Below are 24,272 nucleotides of genomic sequence, written 5' to 3'. Positions count from 1 at the left end.
ATGTCCGCCGAAAAAGACGTCAGCCGGGACGTAAAAAAAACCGGCATCATTATCGCAACCGTTGTTTTCTCGCTGATTGCAGGCGGATTCCTGCTGGTTTCCTGGATGAGCACGCCACCCCCTCCGGCCTCCCGAATAAATGTTGATAAGGTCGCGGGAGGTTCCGGCAAAGTCGCTCCGGAAAGTCCGCAATACCGGGAAATACTGCGTGAGAATAATGCTGAAGGCGCAAAGCAGGCGCAGGCGGCTAACAGCAGCTTCATCGCCTCCGTCGGCTCGGGAACGGTAAGGCAGGTTCCACCGATATCTCAGGATCCATTGCCCGTACCACAAACACCGCCGCCGTCTAGGTATTCTCAGCAATCACAGTCCACCCCGTCGGGTGTGGATCCGGACCGCAAGAAGGCTCTGGAAGCCATGTTGAAAGAGCTTGTTAACCAGCGAGCCGCTCCAGCGGGACAGATTGCCAGCATTACCGGCATGACCGGCGGTCAGGCAGGAGGCAATCCGGGAGGAACCCCGGTGAGTGTTTACGCAAGCTGGACGGACAGCCTGGCACCGACGCTAACGCCGGCGGCACTATCAGGAAGCCCGTCAGCAAATACCGATAATGTAGTGATCCCAGCAGGAAGCCGACCAGGTGGGGTTATCGATACGGCAGTCGATTCTGACAACACCAGCTCTCAGGTGCTGGCTCACATCCCTGCGGGTCCCTATGCCGGTGCAATGCTGATGGCCAATGGTGTTCAACTGGCCGGTGACGGCGTCAATATTCATTTCACCAAAATGACCTGGAATAAGGACACATGGCGCATCGATGTCTGGGCAGCAATGCCTGATACGTTGCAGTCATCGGTGGCATCCAGCGTAAATAACCGATACGGCACGCGTATTCTGCTACCCGCGCTGGCTCACGGACTCGGGCTGGGTGGACAACTTTATGCCAGCGCTAATACGCAGATCCTGAGTAATGGCTACAACACCCTCGAAGGTCGCGTCGGCATGCCAAACGGAACAGCCGTTGCCGGTACAGTCCTCGGCGGTGCCGCTCAACAGGCTGGTCAGGTCATTGCCAGCGATGCCCAGAAGCTGCCGGTTAAGCAGGTTCTCGTCGATCGCGGCCAGAGTGTCGCCCTGCTCTTTATGACCGCAGTCAAAGAGAGCGATAAAGAAACCAACACGACGGCAGATGCCGCACCAACAGGCCTGCGCATCCAGCCAGCCGGAACCTTTACCCCCGCAACACACCCCTAAAGAGACACGCCATGAAAGAAGACTATTTTGATCCGGACCTTGCTCCGGACGCTTCCCTGCTGCCCGCAGATAACACCGCCGCCGCAGAAGACCCGGCCCCCTCTTCCCCTCAGGTATCCGACGAAAAACCGAAGAAACGCCAGTTTTTCGGCTATGACCTGAGCACGCTGCTGGTTGCCGGCGCGGCCCTCATTGCGCTCTCTGTGTACGCCGTCTGGCCAGACTCACCGCCCTCCCGGGCATTCATCCCGGATGAGGGTCCACAGCAGGTGGCACCGTCACCCGCACCGGCCTCGACTTCTGAGCCAGTTACGTCAGCGCCCCCTCTCCCCATAACCACACCGGAGTCACCTGCCCTCACAATCACTGACTCAGAGGAAATGAAGCAGTACAGCGCTGCCAACCGCGAGGCGATTACGGTACTGAATGGACGCACAGGCAATGTAGAACAACGTCTGGCCGCACTGGAAGCTCAACTGCATGCGCTGGCGGTTAAACCCGTAGCACAACCACCGACCCCAACAACAGCCGGAAAAGTGACGCCGGTTAGAAAATCCTCCCGCACACCATCAACACTTTCCAAAACCACCGGTGTTACCGGCTGGCGGGTTAACACGGTGTACCCCGGCATGGCGTGGATAACACACAACGGGAGTACCTGGTCCGTTCAGGCTGGTGACGTTCTGCAAGGCATGACTATTCGCAGCATCGATACCCAGCATCGGGTTGTCGTCACTGACAAAGGCGTAATTCGCCAGGGGGGTTGATGGACGCCATTCAAATCCTTGTCCACGTGGCTGATGGCCTGAAGACCAGCGGAATACGACTTGTTCTCGCGCTTGGATTTATGTTCGGCCTGGGTGGGTGTATTGCCACGCTGGTATCCGCCGTCCGCAATTCACGCAGCGGCAAACCCTCAAGCGGCGTGAAAGTGCTGGCCTCGGTCTGTCTGGGCGGCGCACTTATCGCCCTGCAACAGATGATGAACAAGGCCGCGCACACGCTGAGCTTTGGTGATGTGTCATTCGACGCGATCGCGTATGCCCCGGACTCCATGGGGCAGGCAAAACTGGCTATTGATGCGGTTCTCACGCTGCTGCGTGCTGTGGGAGTTCTGTTCTTTTACATGGGCGTGGTTCGCGCCCGGCGTTCTCTGGTTGACGGCCATACAGGTCTGTCAGCCCGAGAAGACATCGGCACAGGCCTGGTCATGGCCATCACCGGCATCCTGCTGGCCTGTAACCCCGAATTACTTAATGCACTGCAAAAAACACTGGGTCTGACCTGGAATTAATTCAACAACAATGAGGTAGTAAAAATGCGTAATGTTTCTCTGTTTGTTTCCGTCCGTCTCTGGCTGGCACTGTCTTCCCTGCGAGTGCGTCTGACATCTGCACTCGTCGCGGGTCTGGGTACTGTGACACTGCCAGCCCATGCTGCCGACGGTATTTTCGAAATGCTGGACGGCGTAGCTGATGGTGCAGATAACTCAGGAAAAAGCCTGCTGAAACTGGCCAAGTTTGGTGGCATTGGCCTTGTAATTGTAGGGGTGATCCTTTGGGTAGCTAAAAAGAAAAATCCTCAAATCTCATGGGGCTGGGTGCTGACAGCGTTTGGTGCTGGCTTCATCCTGATTGCCATCGATCAGTTCATCAAGAAAGGCCAGAGCACTATCCAGTTGAATCCGGTTGATGTGGGCTAAATCGCCATCCCCGGTGCATCTGCACCGGGGTTTCAATCAGACAGAAGGAGTCCAAACAAGTGAACCTGTTCCCGGAAAGCGTGAGTGCCCTATTCCCCGTTACGCTGGAGCCCTGTCTGCCCGGTGATGACGGCGACACGGACACCCCAGCTATCCAGCTTGATGAACCTGATAACTTCACCCTCTGCCAGTTGCTCACACCGCTGGTCAGCCACTTTTATTACTGCGGCATGATTCGTCATGAGGAAGGCTATGACTGCGACGTTGTACTTTTACCTCTGACACCGCTCAAAGAGCACCTGAAGGCAATAAAACAGAGTGCCCAGCAGGAACCTCTGACAGAACGCCTCCTGAAGGCTTTTCGCCGCTGGGCTAATATCAATGTCGAACTGCTGCGTCTGACGCTGCCGCGCCGACAGCAAAATTTTGGCATTGAGCAGCAAATATGGGGGCATGAAAGCACGGTTCATTCTCCGCTATTAAGGCGCCGTGCCCGCAAGCTGACCGGTGACTGCTGTGACTTTTGCGGCTACACCAGTAAGCATAACGCCCTGATATTTCGCAACAGTAATCCGGAGGATACGGCAGACACCAACCTTGGCGTAGCTTGTCCGGTATGCGCCTGCAGTCGCCACCTCAATAACCTGGGGGCTAATGATGGTGTCATGGTTTACCTCCCGGAGCTTTCGCCGGCAGACATCAGTCATCTGCTCAGAACGGTGAGCATCGCCAGACAACAGGGGGATGAACGCCAAAAACAAGGCGCTACAACGATTCTCCGCTGGTTGGCAGAGCATCGCGCAGAAGCCGAAGCCTTCTGGGGAACCTGTCATCCCGGTGAGTTTGGTCAGGCGCTTATGCAGGCACGGGATCGCCTGCGAGAAGATCTGCAACAACGTCTCAGGCATATCGCACTTATCCCCAACCCTGAGCTGATTTCCGGCAATATCACCGCTGATTCGATAAAGCCATCGACCTGGCTTTCCCTGTTAAATCAGTACCGCAGTCAGAACTGACATCGTCCGAGAACAACTACCTATGAAAAATCCATTAGTCTCCGCGCTTGAATGCGTGGAAGAGGCGCTGGCTTATGCTTCCCGCTACGCGCTGGGGCAGGACTTTACGCGCTACTGCGATCTGCGTACCACAATCGGTCTCACCGACGATGACAAAAAACGCCGCCCGGATATGGCGGCACCTTATATCTTTGTGACAGAGACTGGGCATTACGCCAGCGTGTTCGAAATTGAAGGGACCTACTGTCAGTTCAACGAACAACAGGCCATTACCGAAGAAGAAAAACGCGATAATGCGCTGTTCAGTAGCTACATTGACCGGTTGCAAACATTGCTGACCAGCGAGTTTCAGACCGTAGGCCATAAGCTCAGCTTTGTGTTTGAGCGTGATCCAGACAAGGCACGCGAAGAGCTGCATAAACTGCTGGCACACCAATACCGGGGCCTCCGACGTATGAATCTCGACCTGACTGACATTCTGGACGAGCGTATTGAGAAGCTGGCACCGTTCGTCGCCCGGGAGCGTGCTTTTCTTGTGGTGTACACCTCGAAAGAAGCGCTGGCCACATCCGAACGCAGGGATGAGGAGAAACGCAGGGATGCGATACTGAAAGCAGCGCCGGGTGCGCGTTACGGCCAGAATCCGTCGTTCTATGAGCTGGAAGGCCTGAAAATCCGCCACGATACCTTCGTGACCACGCTGGAAAATCAGTTTGGCAACGGTGATTTTGGCACGCGTATTCGTTTGATGAATGCCCGCGAATTTGGCTTCCACCTGCGCGAAGAGGTTGAACGTGACAGTACCTCGCCAGACTGGAAACCCTTCCTGCCAGGCGATATAAAATGGCCACATGGGTTACCCAAAGGCCAGGATCACTCGATAATGCTGGCCCCGCACCTTAACTACCAGCTGTTTAACAGCGAACCGGAGGCTGATGGTAGCTTTGTTCATCTTGATGGCCACTGGCATGCGACGCTTGCACTGTCCCTCGGCCCGCAGCAGCCGGAAACCTTCAGCGAGTTGTTCAGTAAAATGAGTCGCCGGCTTCCCTGGCGTATTCGTATGGATCTGATGCCCAATGGGCTAAAAGTTCTCGGCGGTAAAAAAATGGTACTGGGTATGGCTGCCCTTCTACCTCCGCTTCGTTCTGTCTATAACTCCGTTCAGTGGCTGGAGCATGCAGACAAAAGCGATCCCGTGTGCGTTATGACGGTCTGTGCCAGTACGTGGGGCCGCTCAAAAGAGGTGGTTAAGCGTAACCGCACGCTGCTGCAGAAGGGTTTACAGTCCTGGGGAGTCTGCGAGGTGACCGGTACGTTTGGTGATCCCATAGGCGCATGGGTCTCAACACTCACCGGTGCCAATACGCTGAGTATTCCGTCGCTGATGTTTCCTCCGCTTTCAGCCGCACTGGCATTACTGCCTCTGCAGCGACCGGCAACCCCCTGGGCAGATGACGCCAGCATTGTATTTGCGACACCGGATGGGAAGCCTTTCCCGGTGAAGCTGGCCAGTAACCTGCAAACGAAATTTACCGAAATTGTAGCCGGTGAGCCCGGTACAGGTAAGTCCGTTGCGCTGGGCGCGCTTAGTGAAGCTATTTTGTTTTCAGGGCAAAGCAGCCTGCCGTTTCTGTCCTATGTGGACAAGGGGTTTTCCGCACAGGGACTGGTCAGACTGGTGCGCGATGCGCTGCCCCCTCATCGCAAGCATGAGGTCATCGGCCTCGTACTGGAAAACAGCCGTGAGCACTGCAAAAACCCGTTCGATGTCCAGCTGGGTATGAAATACCCCCTGACACCCGAATTAGAGTTTATGGTCAATATCTGTGAAGCGCTCTGCGTTAACCCGGAGACCGGTACCCCGCCCAACGCTCAGGATTGTCGGCAGATCCTGACGACAGTTATCGAAACCGCCTTTGACAACAACGCCGACAAGGACCCGGTACGTTATGCCCCCACGATAGAACCCATTGTAGATGCGGCACTGGAAAAAACGGGGCTGAACCATGAGTACGATGCACTCTGGTGGCAGAAGACGACCTGGTTCGAAGTCCGGGATCTGCTGTTTAAAAAAGGTGAGATAAAAGCCGCCTCACGGGCGCACTATCAGGCCATGCCTGAGCTGAGCGATCTGCAGGTCTACCTAAACGATGCCGACGTCCGTGCCCGATACGCAGCCATTACCCGTGAAGGAAGTGGCGAGTCATTGCTGGACTATATTGAGCGCTGCCTGTCTGATGCGCTGCGCACGTATAAAATGCTGGCTGGCCGCACGGTCTTTGAACTTAACCCGGATACGCGTGTGATAGCCATCGACCTGAACAACGTCGTGGGCGGCAAAACCCGCGCCGGTCAGGTGAAAACCGGACTAATGTACCTTTATGCTGGGCAGCTGGCAGCTGGCCACTTTGAACTGCCACAGTACCGCAACGAGCTGATGGGTCACCTTCCTGAAATGTACCGTTCATTTCATCATGAACGCCTGACGCAGCTGGCACAGGAGGTCAAAACCAAAATCTATGACGAACTCCATAACGCAAAAGATATTCCTTTCATTATGAGTAAGCTGGTCACCCAAGACCTGGAAAACCGTAAGTTCTTCATCCGGACGGTCCTCAGCTCACAGTACCTGAACCACTTCCCGCATGAGATCCTGAAATCCGCCAACAGTCTTTATCTGATGCAGGTAAGTCATGAAGATTTGCCGCTTCTGACGGAGCATTTTGGTGTACCGATGCACACCGCACAGGCATTCCGGCACATCGGTTCCGGCGCATCCCCCGATGGCAGCGGTACCCATTTCCTCGCGTGTTTCCGTCTGAAAACGGGCCGGGTGGTGCAAATTCTCAAAAACACGCTGGGTCCGAAAGAGCTCTGGGCACTGAACTCCACACCAAAAGATGCCGCGCTGCGCGATCAGCTGTATGACCTGCTCGACGGACGAACGGCCCGCGCCATTCTGGCCGAAGCCTTCCCAACCGGTAGTGCAATAAAGCTGATTGATTTACGCCAGAAAGAAGCCAAAGAAACCGACCACGGCAACGTGATTAACCGTTTAGCCAGCGAGCTTATTGCCGCTCGCGGCTTGCAAATCTAATACAGAGACTCCCATGAAAAAACTCATACTGGCTGCCTGCATAGGCGGTGTGATGCTACCTGTGTATCAGGCGCAAGCCTATACAGTTGAAGTGGTAAAAAGCCTCCCAATCACTACCGAAGTAGTCCCGCAGCTTTCCACTGCGAACGGCACGCTGGGCAGCATTCTGTCAACGAACCAGCAAATTGGTGGGGCAGTCAGCTCCGGAAACGACAAAATTGCAGCCATGATCCAACAGTCCACAGAGAACATGCAGCAATACGCCACTTACGCACAGCAGGTGCAAAATCTGGAGACAGCACGACGCAGCTATACCGTTCCAGAGTCCATCTGCAGTGAGTCGGCATCAGGACAAGCCTCGCAGATAGCACGACAAGCAGGAGCAAAACAAAACAGCCTGGCCAGTGGCGGCGCGGTCAGTAACACTGCGATTAAAAAAGTACTATCGTCAAAACCTGCCGCACCGGAACAGAGCCAGTTTGCCACTGCTGATATTCATCGTAATTACTGCACACGGGAAGATGCGGATGCCTGGGGGGATCTCTGCAACGGGGTTTCCAACCTCCCGGGCGGTGACAAACAGATTAGTTCCTTACTTGCCGGTGCCGGTGCTGAAGATAAGGCCCCGGAACTGACGTTCAGTCAGGAACAGACCGACGCGGCCATGATGTACCTGAAAAATTCATCGCGGCGCGATGTGGGGCGAGCGCTGAAAAAAGGAGAGGTCAAGACAGACAGCGGCCGCCAGTACATCGGCCTGATGACCGAGCATGACGCCATTCAGAGCGCGGCAGAGCAGCCACAGCTGGCGATGGTTGCCGCCAGTCAGCCCAATGAGGCGACAAAAGACGTACTGGCTGAAACCCTGCAAACTCCGTCCAGCAAGGCATGGTATGACCAGAACGCCTCCGCTGAAGCCAAACGTACCGGCATGATGTCTCTGCGTGAATTTGAGTCTTTTGAAGTGAACCGCCGCTATGCCAATACCGACTATCAAACGGACCTGCAAAATATGGACGGTGATAATCTGATGCGCGAATCCATCCGCGTTCAGAGTCTACAAAACGCCCTTCTGCTGGGCATTAAACAGCAGCTGCAGGAGAACGCCATTCTGTCTGGCCAGCAACTGAGTCTGAGTAGCGCACAGTATTATGAACCCCGCCTGGCACAGAAACTTCAGCAGGCTTCTGCAGGAGCAACCCGCTGATGAAAAAATTCACCAGGGCCACTTACCATGCTGCCAATATGTTGCTTCCCCTGTCTGAAACAGCCCGCATACTGCGGGCAATGAAATATTCGGGCACGAAGCTGGCAGAACAAGCCCGCCGTCTGAAACAGGTAAAAGATGAATCGGCAACCGAACTCTTGTCATTTGATGATGCGGTCAGAGCGAGTGGCCAGACCCGGGAGGCGCTTTTAAGCCGTTACCTTCGGAGTAAGCGCATTTGGCTTTTGCTTTTTGGCAGTGCGGCACTGCTTGCCCTGTTCCTGCCAGTCGCGATGCTCATCTCTGGCATACCTTTCTCAGGCATGCTTTTCGGCCGGACCCTGAGCATGTCGTTCATGCTGGCAGGATTTAGCGGCCTGATGTTCGTCCGTGCATTGAAAAATCAATATCACTTGTGGCAGCTGCAGACCCGCCAGCTTGGAACTTTCTCGGAATGGAAAGCCGCTGGCAACTGGCTACGGGACATTTTCAGCTGGCAGCAACGTTGATCTAAATCTCGCATTGCCTTACTCCCTCCCCGGGAACTACACCTGTCCGTATTACGGAAACTCCCCATGAAAAAAATCCTTCTCTTTATGTCAGCTATCGCGCTGGCCTGTATTGCGCTGCCAGCATTTGCTGACGGTGTTACTTTTGACACAATAAATTCTGCCGCCACACGCAGTTCAGATTTATCCCGCCAGATGTTAGTTATGGTGTTTGGCGACGTGGTAAATAATCCGCTTCAACCGGCAAACGTCAGCTTTATTGGTCAACTTTACGGCGTGTTCAATGGCATCATCGCTGGGCTCGCCTTTATCTGGTTTATGGGTGTCACACTTCGGGCTACCGTTCTGACGGGCAACCGGGGAAAGGTTTTTGGTCGTGGTACCACAATGATGGCCCCCGTATCCTCCCTGGCCGGTTTCATGGCTCTGGTTCCGACACCGTCCGGCTGGTCGATTTCCAATCTGGCGTTTTTATGGATGGCTTCTATTATGGGCGTAGGGAGCGCTAATCTTCTCACTGATAAAGCTGCCGATACGATCATGGACGGTCAGTCGATGATCATGCAGCCTGTCTCCGGTGAAACTATCTCTGCCGCCCGGGGCATCTTTGATATGTATCTTTGCAAGGCGGCATTGAATACTGAGCAGTCACAGATGCATCAGTACGGCAGTAGTAGCACACCGCCAATGTCTGTTCAGCACTCGACTGATGGGAAGGAAATCCGCATAACGAATGGTAGTGCAATCTGTGGCAGTGCGAGACTACCTGAAACAACAGAGAATAGTTCTGGGTTCTCATTTAGCGTTCCCATCAACTCAGCCCCACTGGAAAATGCACAGAACACCGCCTTTACCGCGATCAATAGTACGCTTTCAGCCAGTGCGGAAAACTTTGTTAATGCCTGGCTCAGCTATCAGGATGGCGCGCAATCCCAGCTTCCCGATGTTGAATCAGAAATCCAGCAGGCAGCAAGGCAATATGAAGACACCATCAACGCTGCAACCTCAGCCGTAAATAATGAAGGAACTATCAGGGGAGAACTTGCTAATTATCTCAAACAAAGCGGCTGGATATCTCTCGGTGCCTGGTATCAATCCTTTGCCACCGCTAACCAGAAAGTAAATGATGTCGCTCATCAGAGCCCAATAGTGACCGGGCCGTCAAGTATCGGAGAAGTAGGCGTCGGCCGACTACAAGAGGAAATAAAAACAGCACTGTTGGCGCAAAGAAAAAACTCAACGTTTACACCCCCGCTTGGGTCAGCAAATATGCCGGGGAACGATAACCTTGATGATGCACAGTCAGCTAATTCCGCATTGATAAAAGTGATGCCAGATATGCAGCAATTTACATACAAAATTGCAAATTATGTTATGACAAACGGGGATCAAGAGTCCTCAACTCAAATAAATCCATTATTGCAAATGAAAGCCATTGGTGATTATACCCTAGTCGCAGCTCAGGGAACCTTCACTGCTTTCACAATAGCCAAAGCCGCTGTTGATTGGGGTAATGGGATCGGCATAGGGAAATTGGTTAATGCTGTTTCTGGTGCAGGTTATATAGCTAAGAGTGTAATGGGCGCTATCGCTCCTGTAGTGTACTTCATACTATTAATTCTAATTAGCGTCGCATTTTCCCTGTCCATATTCCTACCATTCATTCCATTGATTTACTGGATTACTGCGTGCACTACGTGGCTAGGAAGCGTACTTATTGGTACTACAGCCGGATCATTGTGGGCTGCAACACATATTGGTACGGAAGAAGATAAAGGAAGTCGTGCAAACTACGGTTATATATTTTTGATTGATGCCGCCATTCGTCCCAGCCTGATGGTCTTCGGCTTTTTCTTCGCCAGTCTTGTTGTAGTGGCAATTGGTACCTTACTAAATATTCTGTTTTTACCAGCACTTGCAAATGTTCAGGCCAATTCAGTAACTGGTCTGGCAAGCATCCTCGGTATTTTAATGATTTATGCACGCCTCTGTACTACGTTGGTATCTTCGGCATTCAGCCTTCAGGCTTACCTGCCAGACTATGTTATCGCCTGGCTTGGTGGCCGAGAAGCTGCGCAAATGATGAAAGGTGCAGTAGAGTCTGCCCGCAACATGTTTGCCGGATTTGGTGGTAAAGCAGGCCATACTCCTGGAATTAAGAAAATGGATCAAAACAAGCCTGCAGGTGATGCTGACGGCTTTAAATAGCTTCTTTCTTCTAATGAAACTGGGCAAAACACCATCAAAGAACTTGTTAATAGGTTTTTTGATGGTAAAATAGAACCTATTAAGTGGTTTTCAATCCAGAGGTTTTATGCCTAACATCATTCATAGCAACACGACTGCCAGCATCACTGAACTAAAAACAAATCCTATGGCAACGGTTAGCGCTGGCGACGGGTATCCGGTGGCCATCCTCAATCGTAACCAACCAGCTTTTTACTGCGTACCGGCAGAGTTGTATGAACAAATGCTGGAGTATATTGACGACCAGGAGTTAGCCGCTCTTATCAAACAACGCTCAGAGCAGGCACTGCACGATGTCGATCTGGATAGCTATTTATGAGCTACAAAGTTAAGTTCAGAACAGATGCGCTTAAGGAGTGGAACAACCTTGATAAGTCTATACAACAGCAGTTTGCTAAGAAGTTGAAAAAATGCATTGAGAACCCGCATATTCCCTCGGCTAGGCTGCGTAACCTGCCAGACTGCTACAAGATTAAACTTCGGGCATCAGGTTTCAGACTGGTATATCAGATAATTAACGATGAGTTGGTTATTGCCGTGGTCGCTGTTGGTAAACGAGAGCACAATGAAGTGTACAATCTAGCAAGCAAACGCATCAGATAAAACAATATCAGGAAGATATATATATGACTGTAAAATATATTGATACATCATCCCCCACACTAAAAATAAAAACATGCAGGCTTCTATTTTTATCTAACATATTTGCTGGAATTCCATTGTCACTGTGGTTTGGTTCTTTTGGGATTATATCTTTTCTGTACGATAGTTACCCATCAGTTGCCTACAACCCTTATCGTTCAGGTTTTTTATTTAGTAATTACTTCCGCCATCCAGAAGAAGCATGGGTGGTTATTTTCACCCCACTATTAATTATAAACCTCATATGGATTATCACTTGGATAACAAAAGCCAGAAAGAACATATCAGCCTTTACACGATTCTTTAGAGATCTGGAGTTATCCGTTCCATTGGCATCAAATATTGTAAGCTCAAAAATTGGAACTCATTACTTTTCTCTTGACACAAAAAGAGGAACGATAATTTTCATTTCTCACACGGGAACCAGTGTTACAAGTTTTATTTACCCTAAAGATATCCGCGTAATGGGTTTCGGTATGTATGACTGGAAATCGATTGAAGTGGAAGGTAATACCTTAAGAATTTACACCGGCATACCTGATCTACCATCTATCGCTATATCTACTGGTAAAGCCAGCCAGCTGTATGAAAAAATCAATGCCATGCGTAACCAAACCTGGACATATGAGAACAACGTACCCGGTTACGTTGAACACCAGGCAAAACGTATTGCTGACGAGCAGGGGCTGAACCTGATCCTGCCGCCAAACTAATTTCCCTTCTGCTGTAACCCACAGTACCGACTCCGAGGCACCCTTTTCAGGGTGCCTCTTCTTTTGCATCCGCAACACCACCAGAACATTCATTCGGGTTCAGTAAAGCTGAATTTAGAGCCGTGTGAATGATGACATCTTCAATATGATACGAGGCAAAAATTCATGAGTACGCCCCATGACGAAGCAACACGTCTGAACAACGATCAGTTCATGGCCTTGCGTTCTATCGCAAGAGAGCCCTGGGATATTCAACAGGGTCGCATTCAGTGGCGTTTCAGCGGCAAATGGTTTCATCTTTTTCGCCAATATGGCATTCGCGCGTCATTAGAATCAATGGATGGTATTGGCGGGAGCAGGTCAGAAAGTGTATACGAACAGGCTTTAGATGCTGCTCGGATATTAGAGGAGCTAGGACTGGTAGAAGTATTTACCCTTCGCTGCTGCCCGAATACACCATGCCACTGCAACGATAGGTATGAGTTTAGGCTTACTGTCCGGGGTGAAAAACTGTTACGAAATGCCAACCATGTTTGCTCATAACTTCACTGAAGCGATGGCCAAACAGAGAAAGCAGAAAGAAAGTATTTCCCCCTCCCCGACTCGCCCCTCATAAGTCTAAGGCTATTCCCTATGGCGCAACCCATTCGCAATGACGTCCAGTCAGGTAATGACTGGACAATGGCCGCTGTCGGCCTGTTTATTACTCTGATGGTCGCAGCCCTGTTTTTCCGGCAGCTCACCATTGAATGCACCACTACCTTGCTCTACTGGCTGTGGAGTCTGGCAGATTTCCCCCGCTTCCATGCTGACGCTGCCTGGCGTATTAATCTTCTGGCTTCTACGCACAACAATGCGGAGGCAGTATCCTGGTCTGAATTCTTCTCAGTCATAGATGTAACGGCAGGCATCCTGCTGATTGCCCTGCTCCCGCTTGTTGTTATCGGCACGCTCTCCGTTCGCCGCCATCAGGTGAGTAGGACCCGTCGGAATATTTCCATTCACTCACTTCCCCGCATCATCGCGTCATTTTCTCCGGCCATCGTGCCGGCCCTGGCCTATGGCGATAAGAAGACCCAGCTGCTGAATGTGGATCCGGAAGAACACCGCAGCGCACAGGCCCCCGATGAATTTGCTATCGAGCACAAACTGGTAGTTAACCGCCGACTTCGCCGGGAACTGGCTGAGCAGAAGTTTATTGCTCAACTTGGTGAACCATTGCCTCATGAGAATGGCGATGTTGCGAAACAGGGCCAGTTACCCCCTGAATTTAAGCACTTCAGTGACCATGAACGTGCCATGTTCGCCATATTTGGCCTGCAGCACTTTCTGGACAAACGCAAAGAGGCAGAGCTGCTGCTGGATGCACTAAACCGCTCCACGCTGAAATCAGACCGCAAGTACCGAAACAAAATCGGCTATCCCAATCTGTCACTGGCAGACAAAGCATTTCGAAAAGTGGCCATAACGCCAGCCGCGCAATCCTGGATCAGGCAATACGGTTATGTCCGCACCGCTATCGCCGCATTGCATGATAACGACCTCCACCTTCCTATCCGCCGATACCGCTGGCTGAAAGGACTCGACCGCACGCTCTGGTACACACTGGCGTCCACCGGTCGCCCCTGGCCGTTCGTTGAAGGTGCCGGGGTGATCAGTCAGTCCCACTGGGAAAAACTGGCCGCCCGTTATCGCGTCAAACTGAGCAAACCCATTATGTCACTCGCCCTTGATGGACTCGAAACAGACCTGAGAAATATCGGGGCAGTGGTCGATGACACGCCACCGCCCATGCGACCTGTTGATGATGAAGAAGAGGACGATGACGACGAAGACAACCCGACGCAGTCGGGTACAAATTCTGATGAGCAACACGTTCACCGCCACGTACATTCCTTTCGCCCTAAAATGAGATAATCCCATGTCAGAACAAATTGTTAACGAAACCTCGACCGAAATTCATGGACAACATCTGCAGGTACGACTGAACGGCCGTAGCTTGTTTAATCTGCATCGCCCTTTAGACGATCGTTATCAGCTAACGCTTGAGCAGGATGCTGGTCAGTACACGATCTGGATGCGGCAGTCCTGCAACGGCTTCGTCAGGCTCTTTACCACCGACGACCCTGAACTTGCCAGCAACATAATGAACACCACAGCAGATGCGTTGCAGCGTATGGCTATGAACGAAACCAGAGTGAAAACGCTATACAAAAGAGGAGGCCACTGGCTCATTCCTGGCGTCATTTTTCTCTTTCTGGCGGGTGCATGGGCGTCGTGGCTCATTAACCCCCCTCATCCGACACGGCCACCGGTTCCCGTGCCCGCGTTTCAGTCTCCAGTGAAAACCACAGAATCAGCAGCAAGTACACTTCTGCCGCCGTCTGTAGTGATGCCAGCCCGAACCGAATCCGTCAGCACATCTTCAGCAGCTGCAGTGAATACGCCAGCGCAACGAGTTTCGCTATCTCCCGAAGAAGCGGCCGAAGCCCGCCACATGCTGGCCACACGTCTGAAGAACGGTGCCGCAAAACAGGAATTCACCATCCAGTTATCCTCTGGCCATCCGAGAACCCTTTATATCTTTTCTGATCCTGAATGCCCTAACTGCAGGATATTCGAGCCGACCGTGCAGGCCCTCTCCGCGCAATACAATGTGGAAATATTTCCGGTCACACTGATAAGAAAAGCCCGCACAGCAGAGCAAGTGGTCCCATTACTGTGCGCACCGGCAGCAAAACGCGCCGATATGTGGCGCAGCATTTTTGATATTGGTGCCGGTATGCTGAACCCGACCGCTAAATCAGAACCGAAGCCAGCTTCCTGCGAAGCAGGGCAGAACGCTTTGGCGCGTAATGATATGGCCTTTGAGCTCTACCATCTCCCGGGCACGCCGACCGTTATCAGCGATGACGGCCGCATGATCCCGTTGCAGGCAATGACCAGCGATGCCGCACTGCAGGCCTTCCTTAACAACGCCCAGTAAGGAGCTAGCAATGGATTTAAAAGGACGTCACGGGCCGGTAGGAAATCAGCTCATAAGCCGACAGGTACAGGGCAGACTGGCTGAACGGTTAATGCTGGCACCGTTTACTGTGCAGTTTTTATTGGTATCTTCCCTCTTGTTCGGCGTGATATGGCCGGCAACCCTCCTGTTATCCCTGCCCTTCAATATTATCCTGCTGGTCGCGTTCAGCGATCAGCGCTTTCGTTTACCGCTGCGTATCCCGATGGACGTTGGTGGGTTTGATTTGTCTACAGAACGCGAATTGAGCTGGAACATACCGCTGCTGAACCTGAATCTGCCTAAGATTGTCCGTGGGGAAGCGGCCGGTACACTGTGTCTCGGCGTTGGCCGTGGTCGTGACCGGGGAAAAGAACTGTGGCTTGAAACCTCTGATGCTCTGCGTCACATGCAAATCATGGCCACCACTGGCGGTGGTAAAACAGAAACGCTCTATTCTCTTTACCTGAACTCACTGTGCATGACCCGTGGCTGTTGTATTTCCGACGGGAAGGCACAGATTGATCTCGCAGTAGCCACCTGGTCAATGGCACGGCGTTTCGGTCAGGAAGACGACTGGCATGTGCTGAGCTTCATCACCGGCAATGATGACCGGTTTAAAAAACTGATGCTCGGAGATAAGTCCCGCCCCCAGTCAAACAGCACTAATCCGTTTGCTTACGGTAGTCCGACATTCATCATTCAGCTGATGGAATCACTGTTGCCGGCGGGGAACGGCAGCGATGAAGGCTGGAAAGACAAAGCGCGCGCCATGATGAATGCCCTGGTTTATGCCCTGTGTTATAAGCGCGCCCGCGATAATATTATGCTGACACAGGCGGTTATCCAGTCTTACCTGCCACTGGTGAAATTCGTTGGCTTGTATCGGGAAGCACTGAACGACGGGTGGCATGAAGAAGGTTACAAGCCGATGGAGAACTATCTGGCTAACCTCGCCGGCTTTGACATGAAGCTGATAAATCGTCCATCCGACTGGGCGCAAGGCGCACTGGATCAGCATGGATACCTTATCCAGCAGTTCACCCGCATGCTCAGCATGTTTAACGACACGTATGGCCACGTTTTTCCGAAAGGCGGCGGCGACATCGATATGCAAGATATTCTGCACAACGATCGCACTCTGGTGGTACTTATTCCCGCCCTGGAACTCTCTGACAACGAAGCAGCCACGCTGGGAAAGCTATATATCTCCGATATCCAGATGAATATAGCCAAAGACCTAGGGAACAAGATTGATGGCTCTCCGGAACACACGTTGACGGTGAAAAAATTTGCCAGCAAATTTCCCTTCATGATCATCTGCGATGAGGTGGGTTATTACTTTGCCCCGGGTCTGGCCAAGCTGGCCGCACAAATGCGAAGCCTGCGTTACATGTTGGTTATCCTGGCACAGGATATTCAGGCCATGCTCAAACACGGTAAAGAGGTACATTCCGTGAATGCAAACCTGGGCACTAAACACTTCATGAAAACCGAAGATACGGAAGACACGTTGAAGATGATCCGGGCCGTCGGTGGTACGGGCCAGTATGCCGAGCAAAGAACGATGGATCGCACAGGTATGGGGAGCTATCAGGACGTCGATAGAGTGGAATTCCGCGATCGGGACAATATCCAACTGTCGGAACTAAAGGCTTTAAAATCTGGCGAAGGCATCATCGTATTTGAAGACCAGCAGATACGTAGTAATTCGATATACATCCCTGATGATGAAAAAATCTCAAAGCTGAATGTGAAAATTAACCGGTATGTACCTATTCGGCATCCCGACTTCAGTGACCTTTGCCGTGAACTGCCTGCAGCTGCACGCCGGCGTCCCGTCTCTCAGGAACGTGTCTCTCATATCCTGGATATCTGCCGCTCTACCGTTCCCGGGGAGTGGAACAGCCAGCTGAATGCCCGCATAGCTGACAAAACCCTGATGGCTCTCACCACTCTGGCTGCCGATCTCGATAACCGCGATGACGTGATCTACTCCCCTGAAGAACGGGGGATTTTGTTGTTTGAAACCGCCATCGATGCGCTGAAAGAAACGGGAGGACGCTATCGCTGGCTGAAAGAGCAGGAAAATATCCGCATATCGAAGAAACGGATTGAAGAAGCACACCAGAATAATACCAGCGTGCAGGGAGCCCCGGAATCTGGCCAACCACAAAGGGCACCATCCCCGCCAACGGCACATTACGATACTCAGGACGCTTATTATGAAAATTTGGCAGACCAGTCCTTTGCTGATGATTTTGATAACACAACCGAACATCTTACCTACTGAAATAAACACTTCCCCGCCAGCTCCTCCAACCGCTGACTAAACCATTAGCTCAATAAGCTCAATTTTTAAATCATTAAGGAATGAAAATGACTATCCGTACATTACGGTCAATTACTTTGGCCGGCGTTCTGCTTTTGGCTGTCAGTTCTGCCGTTGCAACCCCGACGATCGAGGCGGGTTTCTCACCAGAAGGCAGTGCATTACGACTGGTGCTGGGGACCATAGATGATGCCCGGCAGAGTATTCGGCTGATGGGCTATTCCTTTACGTCACCAGAAGTAGTTAAAGCGCTAACGAATGCGAGGCGTCGGGGAGTTGATGTAAAAGTAGTGCTCGATGAGAAAGGCAATAGCAGTAAAGCCAGTGTGGCAGCAATGAACCTGCTGGTTAATGCCGATATTCCTGTCAGGACAGTTAACAGATATAAAATTATGCACGATAAGGTTTTAATTGTTGATAATCAGAGTGTTGAGGTAGGTAGCTTTAATTATAGCAGCGCGGCGGCACGGTCCAATTCAGAGAATGCTCTGGTCGTGCGCGAGATGCCTGAGCTGGCTCAGACGTACCTGGCTCACTGGCAGTCCCGCTGGGATTTGGGAACAGACTGGAAATCATCCTATTAATACAGAGGAAAGCCGCCCCGAAGGACGGCTACCTGGCTTACTTGCCTGCTGCGTTGATGGTCACAGTAATTGAGTTGTTGGAGATACTCCAGCCCCCTTCCCCGTGAGACAACAATGCACCAGAAACAATGAGCACAATACAAAAGTACCGTTTCATTGCGCGGTCCTTGCTCAGACCGCTTCACGCTAACATCACTGGAGATACCACCGTGAAAACAAGCACTGTTACGCGCTTGCGTTTACGGCCGTTGGATACCCTTTCCCTAGTCCAGTGCCCGCTTGCTAAGGCGGCGGAAAGGCCCGGTGATATTGTACACATCCCATATCCAGACACGACAAATTTTGTATAGTACCTCTTGACACCTTTTGTATAGTCGCCCAATATATGAACACTGTTACGCGCTTGCGTTACGTTAGTAACCAAAGCCCTGCTGGAAAGGCCGCTAACCTGACCAGCACAAAAAAACCGCCACTATGGCGGTTTTTTTGTTTCTGCAGTGTATCGAGCAAGGCTAATAGTCTAATCGTCAAGGTGCTTCTTTCTAACCTGCAACACCGGTGCCATCATCAAGATGAGAATACCGGAAGTGACCGCCACGATGGCAAGCGAAATATCCCCGACAACTCCCTCCCTGAAATTCCCCCATACAACTGCAGAAACCAGCCAGACCAGTAAAACCCACGCCAGACAAATATATTTTTTGTGCAGAGGGAGATCCAACAGGCCGCACCGTGCATATTGTTCCGCCAGCGCCGCTTTCTCTGATGCTTTATCAAGCACTTTGCGCACAGCGATGATATCGATAACCTTCCTGTGAAAGGTATCATCCTCGGAACAGTAACGCTCATTCTTAAGAAGCACATACAACGCAGGCAGATCTTTTGGCCACTCATGCGAGATAGTGACACCGTAAGCTTTGAGTAATGGCAGCGCATAAGCGTAATGGCTGACTTTTTGCACGAACCTGTTATCAAGAACTGCCCAGACATCCCTGCCGCCAGCAACGCCGATAATGTAAACTTTGAGTCTCTCAGCTTCAGGGTAATGTTCGACATAAACCTGCGCGGGTACGTGCTCAATATCGTGAAACCGGCAGAAGTTAACCCGATTCTTTCCCTCTCCGGGCAGAAATAGCCCCAACTCAGGTTTATACGTATAACCCGTGCTGCTTATCCCACGTTCTGATGTAATACGGGAAATAATTTCGTTTTTCTCTCTGGTCGGCTTGTCATTGTCAGGCCACCAGTTCCAGCTGCAGCCGAGCGAATGAGCCACTGGTACCGCCATGACGGTCGCTTTTTGTGATGTTCTGTCCCGGGGTAGAAAGGGTATTATGTTATTAAAAAATCCACTGCCATTATATGGCTCATACTCCCCTCCTCCCATTGGTCCATGTAGGTCGTCCGGAATATTCGCCGGTGCTTTCTGGCTACCGTATCAATCTGAAATTTAAGGTCCACAAAGTCTCTGGCCGCCCTGACCATAGCAGGTGTCAGATATGACAGGTCGGCAGGTTTAATATGTTCATCCATGGCTGCTGAGTTCCTTTTTTTCAGCAGGAATAAATTATCAGCGTGGTTTGGGTGGCATATGTCGCCCTGGTGTGTTCATTGACTGGGCAGGCGAACTTTGTTGCACCTTCGGCGCATCATAACCGGCCATGCTGCGCTGTGCGGGGTGAGTCAATGGTACAGTTTTTCCTGACGACGCATTAAAGTGAGGAATGTACTGCATCGTACCCTGAACAAATGATTTATCGCCCCGGACTTCCACCTTCTCGCCACTTTTCTGGCCCGAAATATGCAAAGCCATCGCCAGATTTTTACCCTTCTCTGCCGGCACATCGGCAACCTCAATAAACAATCCGCGATCGAGAAGTACAGGTTTTCCACCTGACGAATACACCACCGCACCATCACGATTCACATGCGTATCATAGCCTCGAATATGAGATGGCTTAATATCATCTGCAGGCGCATAAAGAATGAAGTTATTGGAGATTGTCGCCGTGCGGTTCTTCCGCTTTTCGCGATAAGCCCAGCCACGCAGCTGCGAGATGGCTGCAGCATCATACTGCGTTGCCTGCACTTCCACCCAGGCACGATATGACAGCGGACGAGCATCTGGTCTCTCTTTCAAAGCCTTTCTCTCATCACGAAGCTGGAGACGCAGCGCAGCCATATCTTTCATCTTCTCAACTTCCAGCGCACGGAACATCAGTTTACGCAGCAGTGGATCACGTTCACTCAGGCGGACATTATTTTTACGAATGCGATAACTGGCCGACAGTTCACGGAATCGGGTCCGGGATTCATCAGCAGAAATTCCCGGCAGGACAAAACTGGTTTTGTATGCCTTGTAGCGGGAAATTAAATCCTGTCTTGCCTCTGCACGCGCATTACGACGTTCAGCTCTCGCCCCGTTATCGCGACGGTGAAGGCGGTTGTCATACTGCGAATAAATGTTCACTGTACTCAGCAATACTTCTTTACCATCCTTGTTAACTTCACGAACAATGGATGCTGGATTAAATTTCCCGAGCAATTCCTGCTGACAGCTCAGCGTCAGTTCCGGATGTAGATCGCTAGCCTTAACTGAACATTGCTCATCATTGGCAACGTCATAGATAGCGAGGCCCTCACCTTTCTTACGTAGCTCAAGCCCGGCAGCGATCAGAATGTCATGCACGTCATCCCAGCTGTAATCACTTTGCATAAACAAAGAATTCAGCTTCTCCCTGCAATTATCTACGGCATAAGAGAACAGACTTTCCTTGTCGCCAAAGTGCTCCATCTGTCGTGCAGCGGAAGGTGCTGATTTGTAAAACTTGCGGTTCCGGGAAATCGCACCGTCGCCATTAACCATGTAAGGTCCATTGTCATGCTTCCAGCCATTTTTCAGCTCCAGCTCACGACAGCAACGGTCAAGGGTAAAATAATCATTGTAGGGGGCGGCGACTTTGTAACTAGCCGGATTGACACGATTTACGGTCAGGTGGCAGTGCACATTATCAGTGTCATCATGTATGGCGAAAACATACTGATGATCTTCCATTCCCAGACGCTTAAGACAATACCTTGCTGACTCAAAAATCTGGTCAGGCGTCGGCCGTTCTGAGGTCGGCCAGGACAGGATGGCGTGGTAGACAGGGTCATTGCAGCGCGTGTTTTGCATGGCAACCATGTCCATTTCCGTAGACGAAGTCTCCAGTGAAAAACAGTTAGTTTCGCATATGACATTATCGCAACGCACCTGCTGGCGTCCGTCCGGGAACGTTGCGATAATATCCTGCGAATCAGGCAGCGCATTACGCGTCGCGTACCCAACGAGGTCATTAAAAATTTTATCTTCCGCCCGGGACTTACGAACAAACGGTTTCTCTGGCGAGAGCGTTTCGCTCATCTCCACATCATCACGCAGGATGGTGTAAGAGATAAGTTGTACGAAACTGGATTTACCGTCACGCCTTCTTTCAGCGACTACCGCAAGCATCTTAGTCCTCAGTATTGTTCAGGCTGTCAGCTCTGAACTTCATCAAAGCAACCTTTGTCGCAATCAGAGCGTCAGAAAAGTCTTTGCTTCTTTCCGTCGTCATAACACCGTCTTTCTTCATTTCACTGTAGAGATGCTTCAACAATCCCCCCAGCTTCAGTATCTCATTCATCTGCCGTGTGTCGCCTTTAGCCACAATACGGCGACCAAGAGCAGAACGCCGAAGAAACTCACCGGTAGACAGACCGGCTGATTTGGCACTGGCCTGTATCTGTTCTTTCTCTTCAGGGAAGCATCGCACGCTGCCCAGCAAAGCCGTTCTCTGGCGTTTCTCACTCTTACTCATCTTTAATCCTGCTTAACCGCTGAGGCGGGCACTGCAACTAGGGTGTCGGGACGGAGTCCTGACCAGGTCGTTTTGTGGGCCGACTGCGTGCAGGCGGTGCTACAAAACATACCCTGTCCCACGTTTTACTTCAATATACGCCATTATGGCCGATTTTCTTTGTAAAGTCATTACGCCAGATGTGGAATGGGGTCCCTTTGATTCCTGGGCGAACACGAGGGTATAATTGGAAAGTTGACTCTGCACAAAACACAAAAGGATATGGATATGGCTGCAAACAGCTTTTACACACAGGAACAGCTTGAACTGGCAAAAATGCAGCTCGCTGAATTACCTGATTTGAATGCATCACGAATGAAAGGAAAAGATGTACTTTCACACCTGAGAGAACAGCTTATCGAACTGTCTGTGAAAAAAGGTTATTCGGTGGCTGAGATAAAATCAGCGCTGGATTTGGCTGGGATAACTGTCAGCATAAAAGCAATAAAAGAGGCAATTGATACCGGTACGGCGAAAAGTCGCAAGAAAGCGGCTGTTCAGAAATCAGCAAATGCAAAAACGCCTGAGCAGGCAGAATCAAAATCATCCTGATAGCGACATTGCTGCTAATGTGATGTGTGTTATTTCACCGCAAAGGGGTCAATCCCCTGCGTGGTGAAACGCGCTGAAAATGGTGATCGGTTTTAAAAAAAAGCACATACAGCCCGACATATTATCGTCAGGCTGTGAACAAAAATCACCACTCGAAAAATTCTTCTCCCTCAATAGCATCACCATCACGATCGAACTCAATCATGTGGACATGATGTTTTTGTATCATCTTCAGAATGAATCTCCGCAAGGACTTGGACAGACCAAAATTTTTCAAGCGAAGAAGTGTTTTCTTACCGTTGTACAATGAAATCATCAAACCATAATCAGATTCTGCAACCCAACTGGCCGTTTCCCATGAACGTTCTTTCAGAATGACTGAATCTTCCAGCATCATATGCCCGATGCTACATACCAGACATTTTTTAAACTCGGGAGAGGTACTGTACATATCGATACCCTGTATTATGAATGACGTTAAAAAATTATCGTGCTCTTTGATAACCAGCCGGTTTAACGACTGGTTATCGGCTGTGATTAACTTTTCAGGTTCTTAAAGTTTTCCGCCATTTCCCACAGGGCGCGGTTAAGTTTGACGTCCCCTGCAATGCCATTAACGCGACGGGTCGTTGAGCGTTTGCCTTTCGCAGTGCGTCCGTTCAATCCGCCTTTAATAAGGTTTTCCTGAACTTTTTGGTAGGTTGTCCACAAATCAGGACTACGGTCTTCGTGACGGCGTGTGAGCAATACATCTTCAGCGGCCACCGGTATATGTGCGCCGTCATATTTGTAGTTCAGTGCGGTAGTCGCCAGCAGGTGCTGCTCATCCGGTCGCAACGTGATAGCTTTCATTTCTTCACGGGATTCAGCAACGCTGTCAAAGACGTTGAGCACCTCATAAGCGCCCTCAATGACCTGACCAACGACGTCTCCTTTGTGCGGGACACGAATATCACCGAACGTATCGCCACACACTAAACCATTCATGCATACAAAACGGAACATGCCGGGGATCATCTGATAACTGCTTGAACCATCGTGACTGTTAAGAAGAATAATTTCAGGCACTTCTTTACCGGCGATCTGCCCTTCTCTGCGCAGCCGCAGCATATGTTTTGTATGCTCACGTTTTCCCTGATCGCGTACACGCGTCTGACACCCAAAGAAAGGCTGAAAGCCTTCACTACGCAGCTTATCGAGCAGTGTGATGGTCGGGATATAGGTGTAGCGTTCGCTGCGAGACTCATGTTTTTCTTCTGAAAATACGCTTGGCACAAAGCGGGCAAGCTCATCATTGGTCAGCGGGCGGTCACGGCGGATCACATTGGCATTACCAAAACGGGAAGCTAAACGCATAGATATTTCTCCTCTCAGGTACGATTGCCTTACGGCTTCTTTACGGTGTCTCCCCTTTGTTGTGATGAAGGCGGGGAGCCCGTTGCTGTGACAAAAGACCGGAACGGGGTATCAGCTGAACGAACAGGGGCGACTTCGAGGCCGCAGCGCAAAGGCGTGAGGAACGAGCGACTGCG

Annotated in this window: 24 protein-coding genes; 18 read left to right on the top strand and 6 right to left on the bottom strand. The window is 51.1% G+C overall.

All coding sequences use genetic code 11. The features are described from left to right. The 17 genes from traO (at position 1) to UC15_RS20315 (ending at position 18,310) form a co-directional block, all read left to right on the top strand. Positions 1 to 1,254: a conjugal transfer protein TraO gene (gene traO, locus UC15_RS20390; RefSeq protein WP_112290514.1), complete on the top strand. Its 1,254-nt coding sequence runs from the start codon at positions 1 to 3 to the stop codon at positions 1,252 to 1,254. Between the two features lie 11 nt (positions 1,255 to 1,265). After that, positions 1,266 to 2,021 carry a hypothetical protein gene (locus UC15_RS20385; RefSeq protein ID WP_112290512.1) on the top strand — a complete coding sequence of 252 codons (756 nt, stop codon included), beginning with the start codon at positions 1,266 to 1,268 and terminating at the stop codon, positions 2,019 to 2,021. Beyond that, the gene (traQ, locus tag UC15_RS20380) at positions 2,021 to 2,548 is read left to right on the top strand and encodes a conjugal transfer protein TraQ (protein ID WP_149543256.1); all 528 of its coding nucleotides are present in this window, start codon (positions 2,021 to 2,023) and stop codon (positions 2,546 to 2,548) included. Before UC15_RS20385 ends, traQ begins: the two co-directional genes overlap by 1 nt. A gap of 24 nt (positions 2,549 to 2,572) precedes the next feature. Further along, the gene (locus UC15_RS20375) at positions 2,573 to 2,956 is read left to right on the top strand and encodes a DUF6750 family protein (RefSeq protein WP_112290511.1); all 384 of its coding nucleotides are present in this window, start codon (positions 2,573 to 2,575) and stop codon (positions 2,954 to 2,956) included. 80 nt (positions 2,957 to 3,036) lie between these two features. Continuing rightward, on the top strand, positions 3,037 to 3,972 hold the full coding sequence (locus tag UC15_RS20370; RefSeq protein ID WP_198659746.1) for a hypothetical protein: 936 nt from the start codon (positions 3,037 to 3,039) through the stop codon (positions 3,970 to 3,972). Between the two features lie 22 nt (positions 3,973 to 3,994). Further along, on the top strand, positions 3,995 to 7,072 hold the full coding sequence (locus UC15_RS20365) for an ATP-binding protein (RefSeq protein ID WP_157961016.1): 3,078 nt from the start codon (positions 3,995 to 3,997) through the stop codon (positions 7,070 to 7,072). A gap of 13 nt (positions 7,073 to 7,085) precedes the next feature. Then, on the top strand, positions 7,086 to 8,279 hold the full coding sequence (gene traW / locus UC15_RS20360; protein ID WP_112290508.1) for a conjugal transfer protein TraW: 1,194 nt from the start codon (positions 7,086 to 7,088) through the stop codon (positions 8,277 to 8,279). After that, positions 8,279 to 8,788, top strand: coding sequence for a conjugal transfer protein TraX (traX, locus tag UC15_RS20355; protein WP_112290507.1), 510 nt, complete (start codon positions 8,279 to 8,281; stop codon positions 8,786 to 8,788). The genes traW and traX overlap by 1 nt, the downstream gene beginning before the upstream one ends. A 66-nt stretch (positions 8,789 to 8,854) precedes the next feature. Next, a complete protein-coding gene (locus tag UC15_RS20350) occupies positions 8,855 to 10,996 on the top strand; it encodes a DotA/TraY family protein (protein WP_112290505.1) in 2,142 nt (713 codons plus the stop codon). Positions 10,997 to 11,102: 106 nt separating this feature from the next. Further along, positions 11,103 to 11,354: a type II toxin-antitoxin system Phd/YefM family antitoxin gene (locus UC15_RS20345; RefSeq protein WP_112290503.1), complete on the top strand. Its 252-nt coding sequence runs from the start codon at positions 11,103 to 11,105 to the stop codon at positions 11,352 to 11,354. After that, entirely contained in the window at positions 11,351 to 11,638 is a 288-nt protein-coding gene (locus UC15_RS20340; protein ID WP_112290502.1) for a type II toxin-antitoxin system RelE/ParE family toxin, read from the top strand. Before UC15_RS20345 ends, UC15_RS20340 begins: the two co-directional genes overlap by 4 nt. Positions 11,639 to 11,661: 23 nt before the next feature. Further along, the gene (locus UC15_RS25715) at positions 11,662 to 12,390 is read left to right on the top strand and encodes a hypothetical protein (RefSeq protein WP_157961015.1); all 729 of its coding nucleotides are present in this window, start codon (positions 11,662 to 11,664) and stop codon (positions 12,388 to 12,390) included. 165 nt (positions 12,391 to 12,555) lie between these two features. Continuing rightward, on the top strand, positions 12,556 to 12,933 hold the full coding sequence (locus tag UC15_RS25710; RefSeq protein ID WP_157961014.1) for a hypothetical protein: 378 nt from the start codon (positions 12,556 to 12,558) through the stop codon (positions 12,931 to 12,933). A gap of 90 nt (positions 12,934 to 13,023) precedes the next feature. Then, positions 13,024 to 14,307 (top strand): conjugal transfer protein TrbA, encoded by a 1,284-nt coding sequence (locus tag UC15_RS20330; protein ID WP_112290499.1) that lies wholly within the window; start codon positions 13,024 to 13,026, stop codon positions 14,305 to 14,307. Between the two features lie 4 nt (positions 14,308 to 14,311). Next, complete coding sequence (locus UC15_RS20325; RefSeq protein ID WP_112290497.1) at positions 14,312 to 15,376, top strand: DsbC family protein; 1,065 nt, start codon at positions 14,312 to 14,314, stop codon at positions 15,374 to 15,376. A 10-nt stretch (positions 15,377 to 15,386) separates the two neighbouring features. Continuing rightward, positions 15,387 to 17,687, top strand: coding sequence for an F-type conjugative transfer protein TrbC (gene trbC, locus UC15_RS20320; RefSeq protein WP_112290496.1), 2,301 nt, complete (start codon positions 15,387 to 15,389; stop codon positions 17,685 to 17,687). Positions 17,688 to 17,767: 80 nt separating this feature from the next. Beyond that, positions 17,768 to 18,310, top strand: a complete 543-nt coding sequence (locus tag UC15_RS20315; RefSeq protein ID WP_369964545.1) for a phospholipase D family protein — start codon at positions 17,768 to 17,770, stop codon at positions 18,308 to 18,310. A 37-nt stretch (positions 18,311 to 18,347) separates the two neighbouring features. Here the strand turns inward: UC15_RS20315 and timP are convergent, their stop codons facing one another. The 4 genes from timP to mobA form a co-directional block, all read right to left on the bottom strand. Further along, the gene (timP, locus tag UC15_RS26280; protein ID WP_289817370.1) at positions 18,348 to 18,467 is read right to left on the bottom strand and encodes a small toxic inner membrane protein TimP; all 120 of its coding nucleotides are present in this window, start codon (positions 18,465 to 18,467) and stop codon (positions 18,348 to 18,350) included. A gap of 363 nt (positions 18,468 to 18,830) precedes the next feature. Further along, positions 18,831 to 19,598, bottom strand: a complete 768-nt coding sequence (locus UC15_RS20310) for a hypothetical protein (protein WP_112290493.1) — start codon at positions 19,596 to 19,598, stop codon at positions 18,831 to 18,833. Between the two features lie 282 nt (positions 19,599 to 19,880). After that, positions 19,881 to 21,803, bottom strand: coding sequence for a TraI/MobA(P) family conjugative relaxase (gene traI, locus UC15_RS20300; protein ID WP_112290490.1), 1,923 nt, complete (start codon positions 21,801 to 21,803; stop codon positions 19,881 to 19,883). 1 nt (position 21,804) lies between these two features. Continuing rightward, positions 21,805 to 22,149, bottom strand: coding sequence for a plasmid mobilization protein MobA (gene mobA, locus UC15_RS20295; protein WP_004720848.1), 345 nt, complete (start codon positions 22,147 to 22,149; stop codon positions 21,805 to 21,807). 267 nt (positions 22,150 to 22,416) lie between these two features. Here mobA and UC15_RS20290 point away from each other — a divergent pair, with 267 nt between their 5' ends. Further along, positions 22,417 to 22,740 carry a molybdopterin-guanine dinucleotide biosynthesis protein MobC gene (locus UC15_RS20290; RefSeq protein ID WP_112290488.1) on the top strand — a complete coding sequence of 108 codons (324 nt, stop codon included), beginning with the start codon at positions 22,417 to 22,419 and terminating at the stop codon, positions 22,738 to 22,740. Positions 22,741 to 22,885: 145 nt separating this feature from the next. On the opposite strand, the gene UC15_RS20285 is transcribed toward UC15_RS20290, so the two are convergent. Beyond that, complete coding sequence (locus UC15_RS20285; RefSeq protein WP_112290487.1) at positions 22,886 to 23,191, bottom strand: DUF5983 family protein; 306 nt, start codon at positions 23,189 to 23,191, stop codon at positions 22,886 to 22,888. Between the two features lie 86 nt (positions 23,192 to 23,277). After that, positions 23,278 to 24,096 (bottom strand): DUF932 domain-containing protein, encoded by an 819-nt coding sequence (locus UC15_RS20280; RefSeq protein ID WP_112290485.1) that lies wholly within the window; start codon positions 24,094 to 24,096, stop codon positions 23,278 to 23,280. Positions 24,097 to 24,272: the final 176 nt, after the last annotated feature.

It is taken from the genome of Rahnella sp. AN3-3W3 (genome assembly GCF_003263545.1).
GTDB classification, from domain to species: Bacteria; Pseudomonadota; Gammaproteobacteria; order Enterobacterales; family Enterobacteriaceae; genus Rahnella; species Rahnella variigena.
Note: the sequence above shows the minus strand (reverse complement) of the source record. Positions and strands in the feature narration are given on the sequence as shown.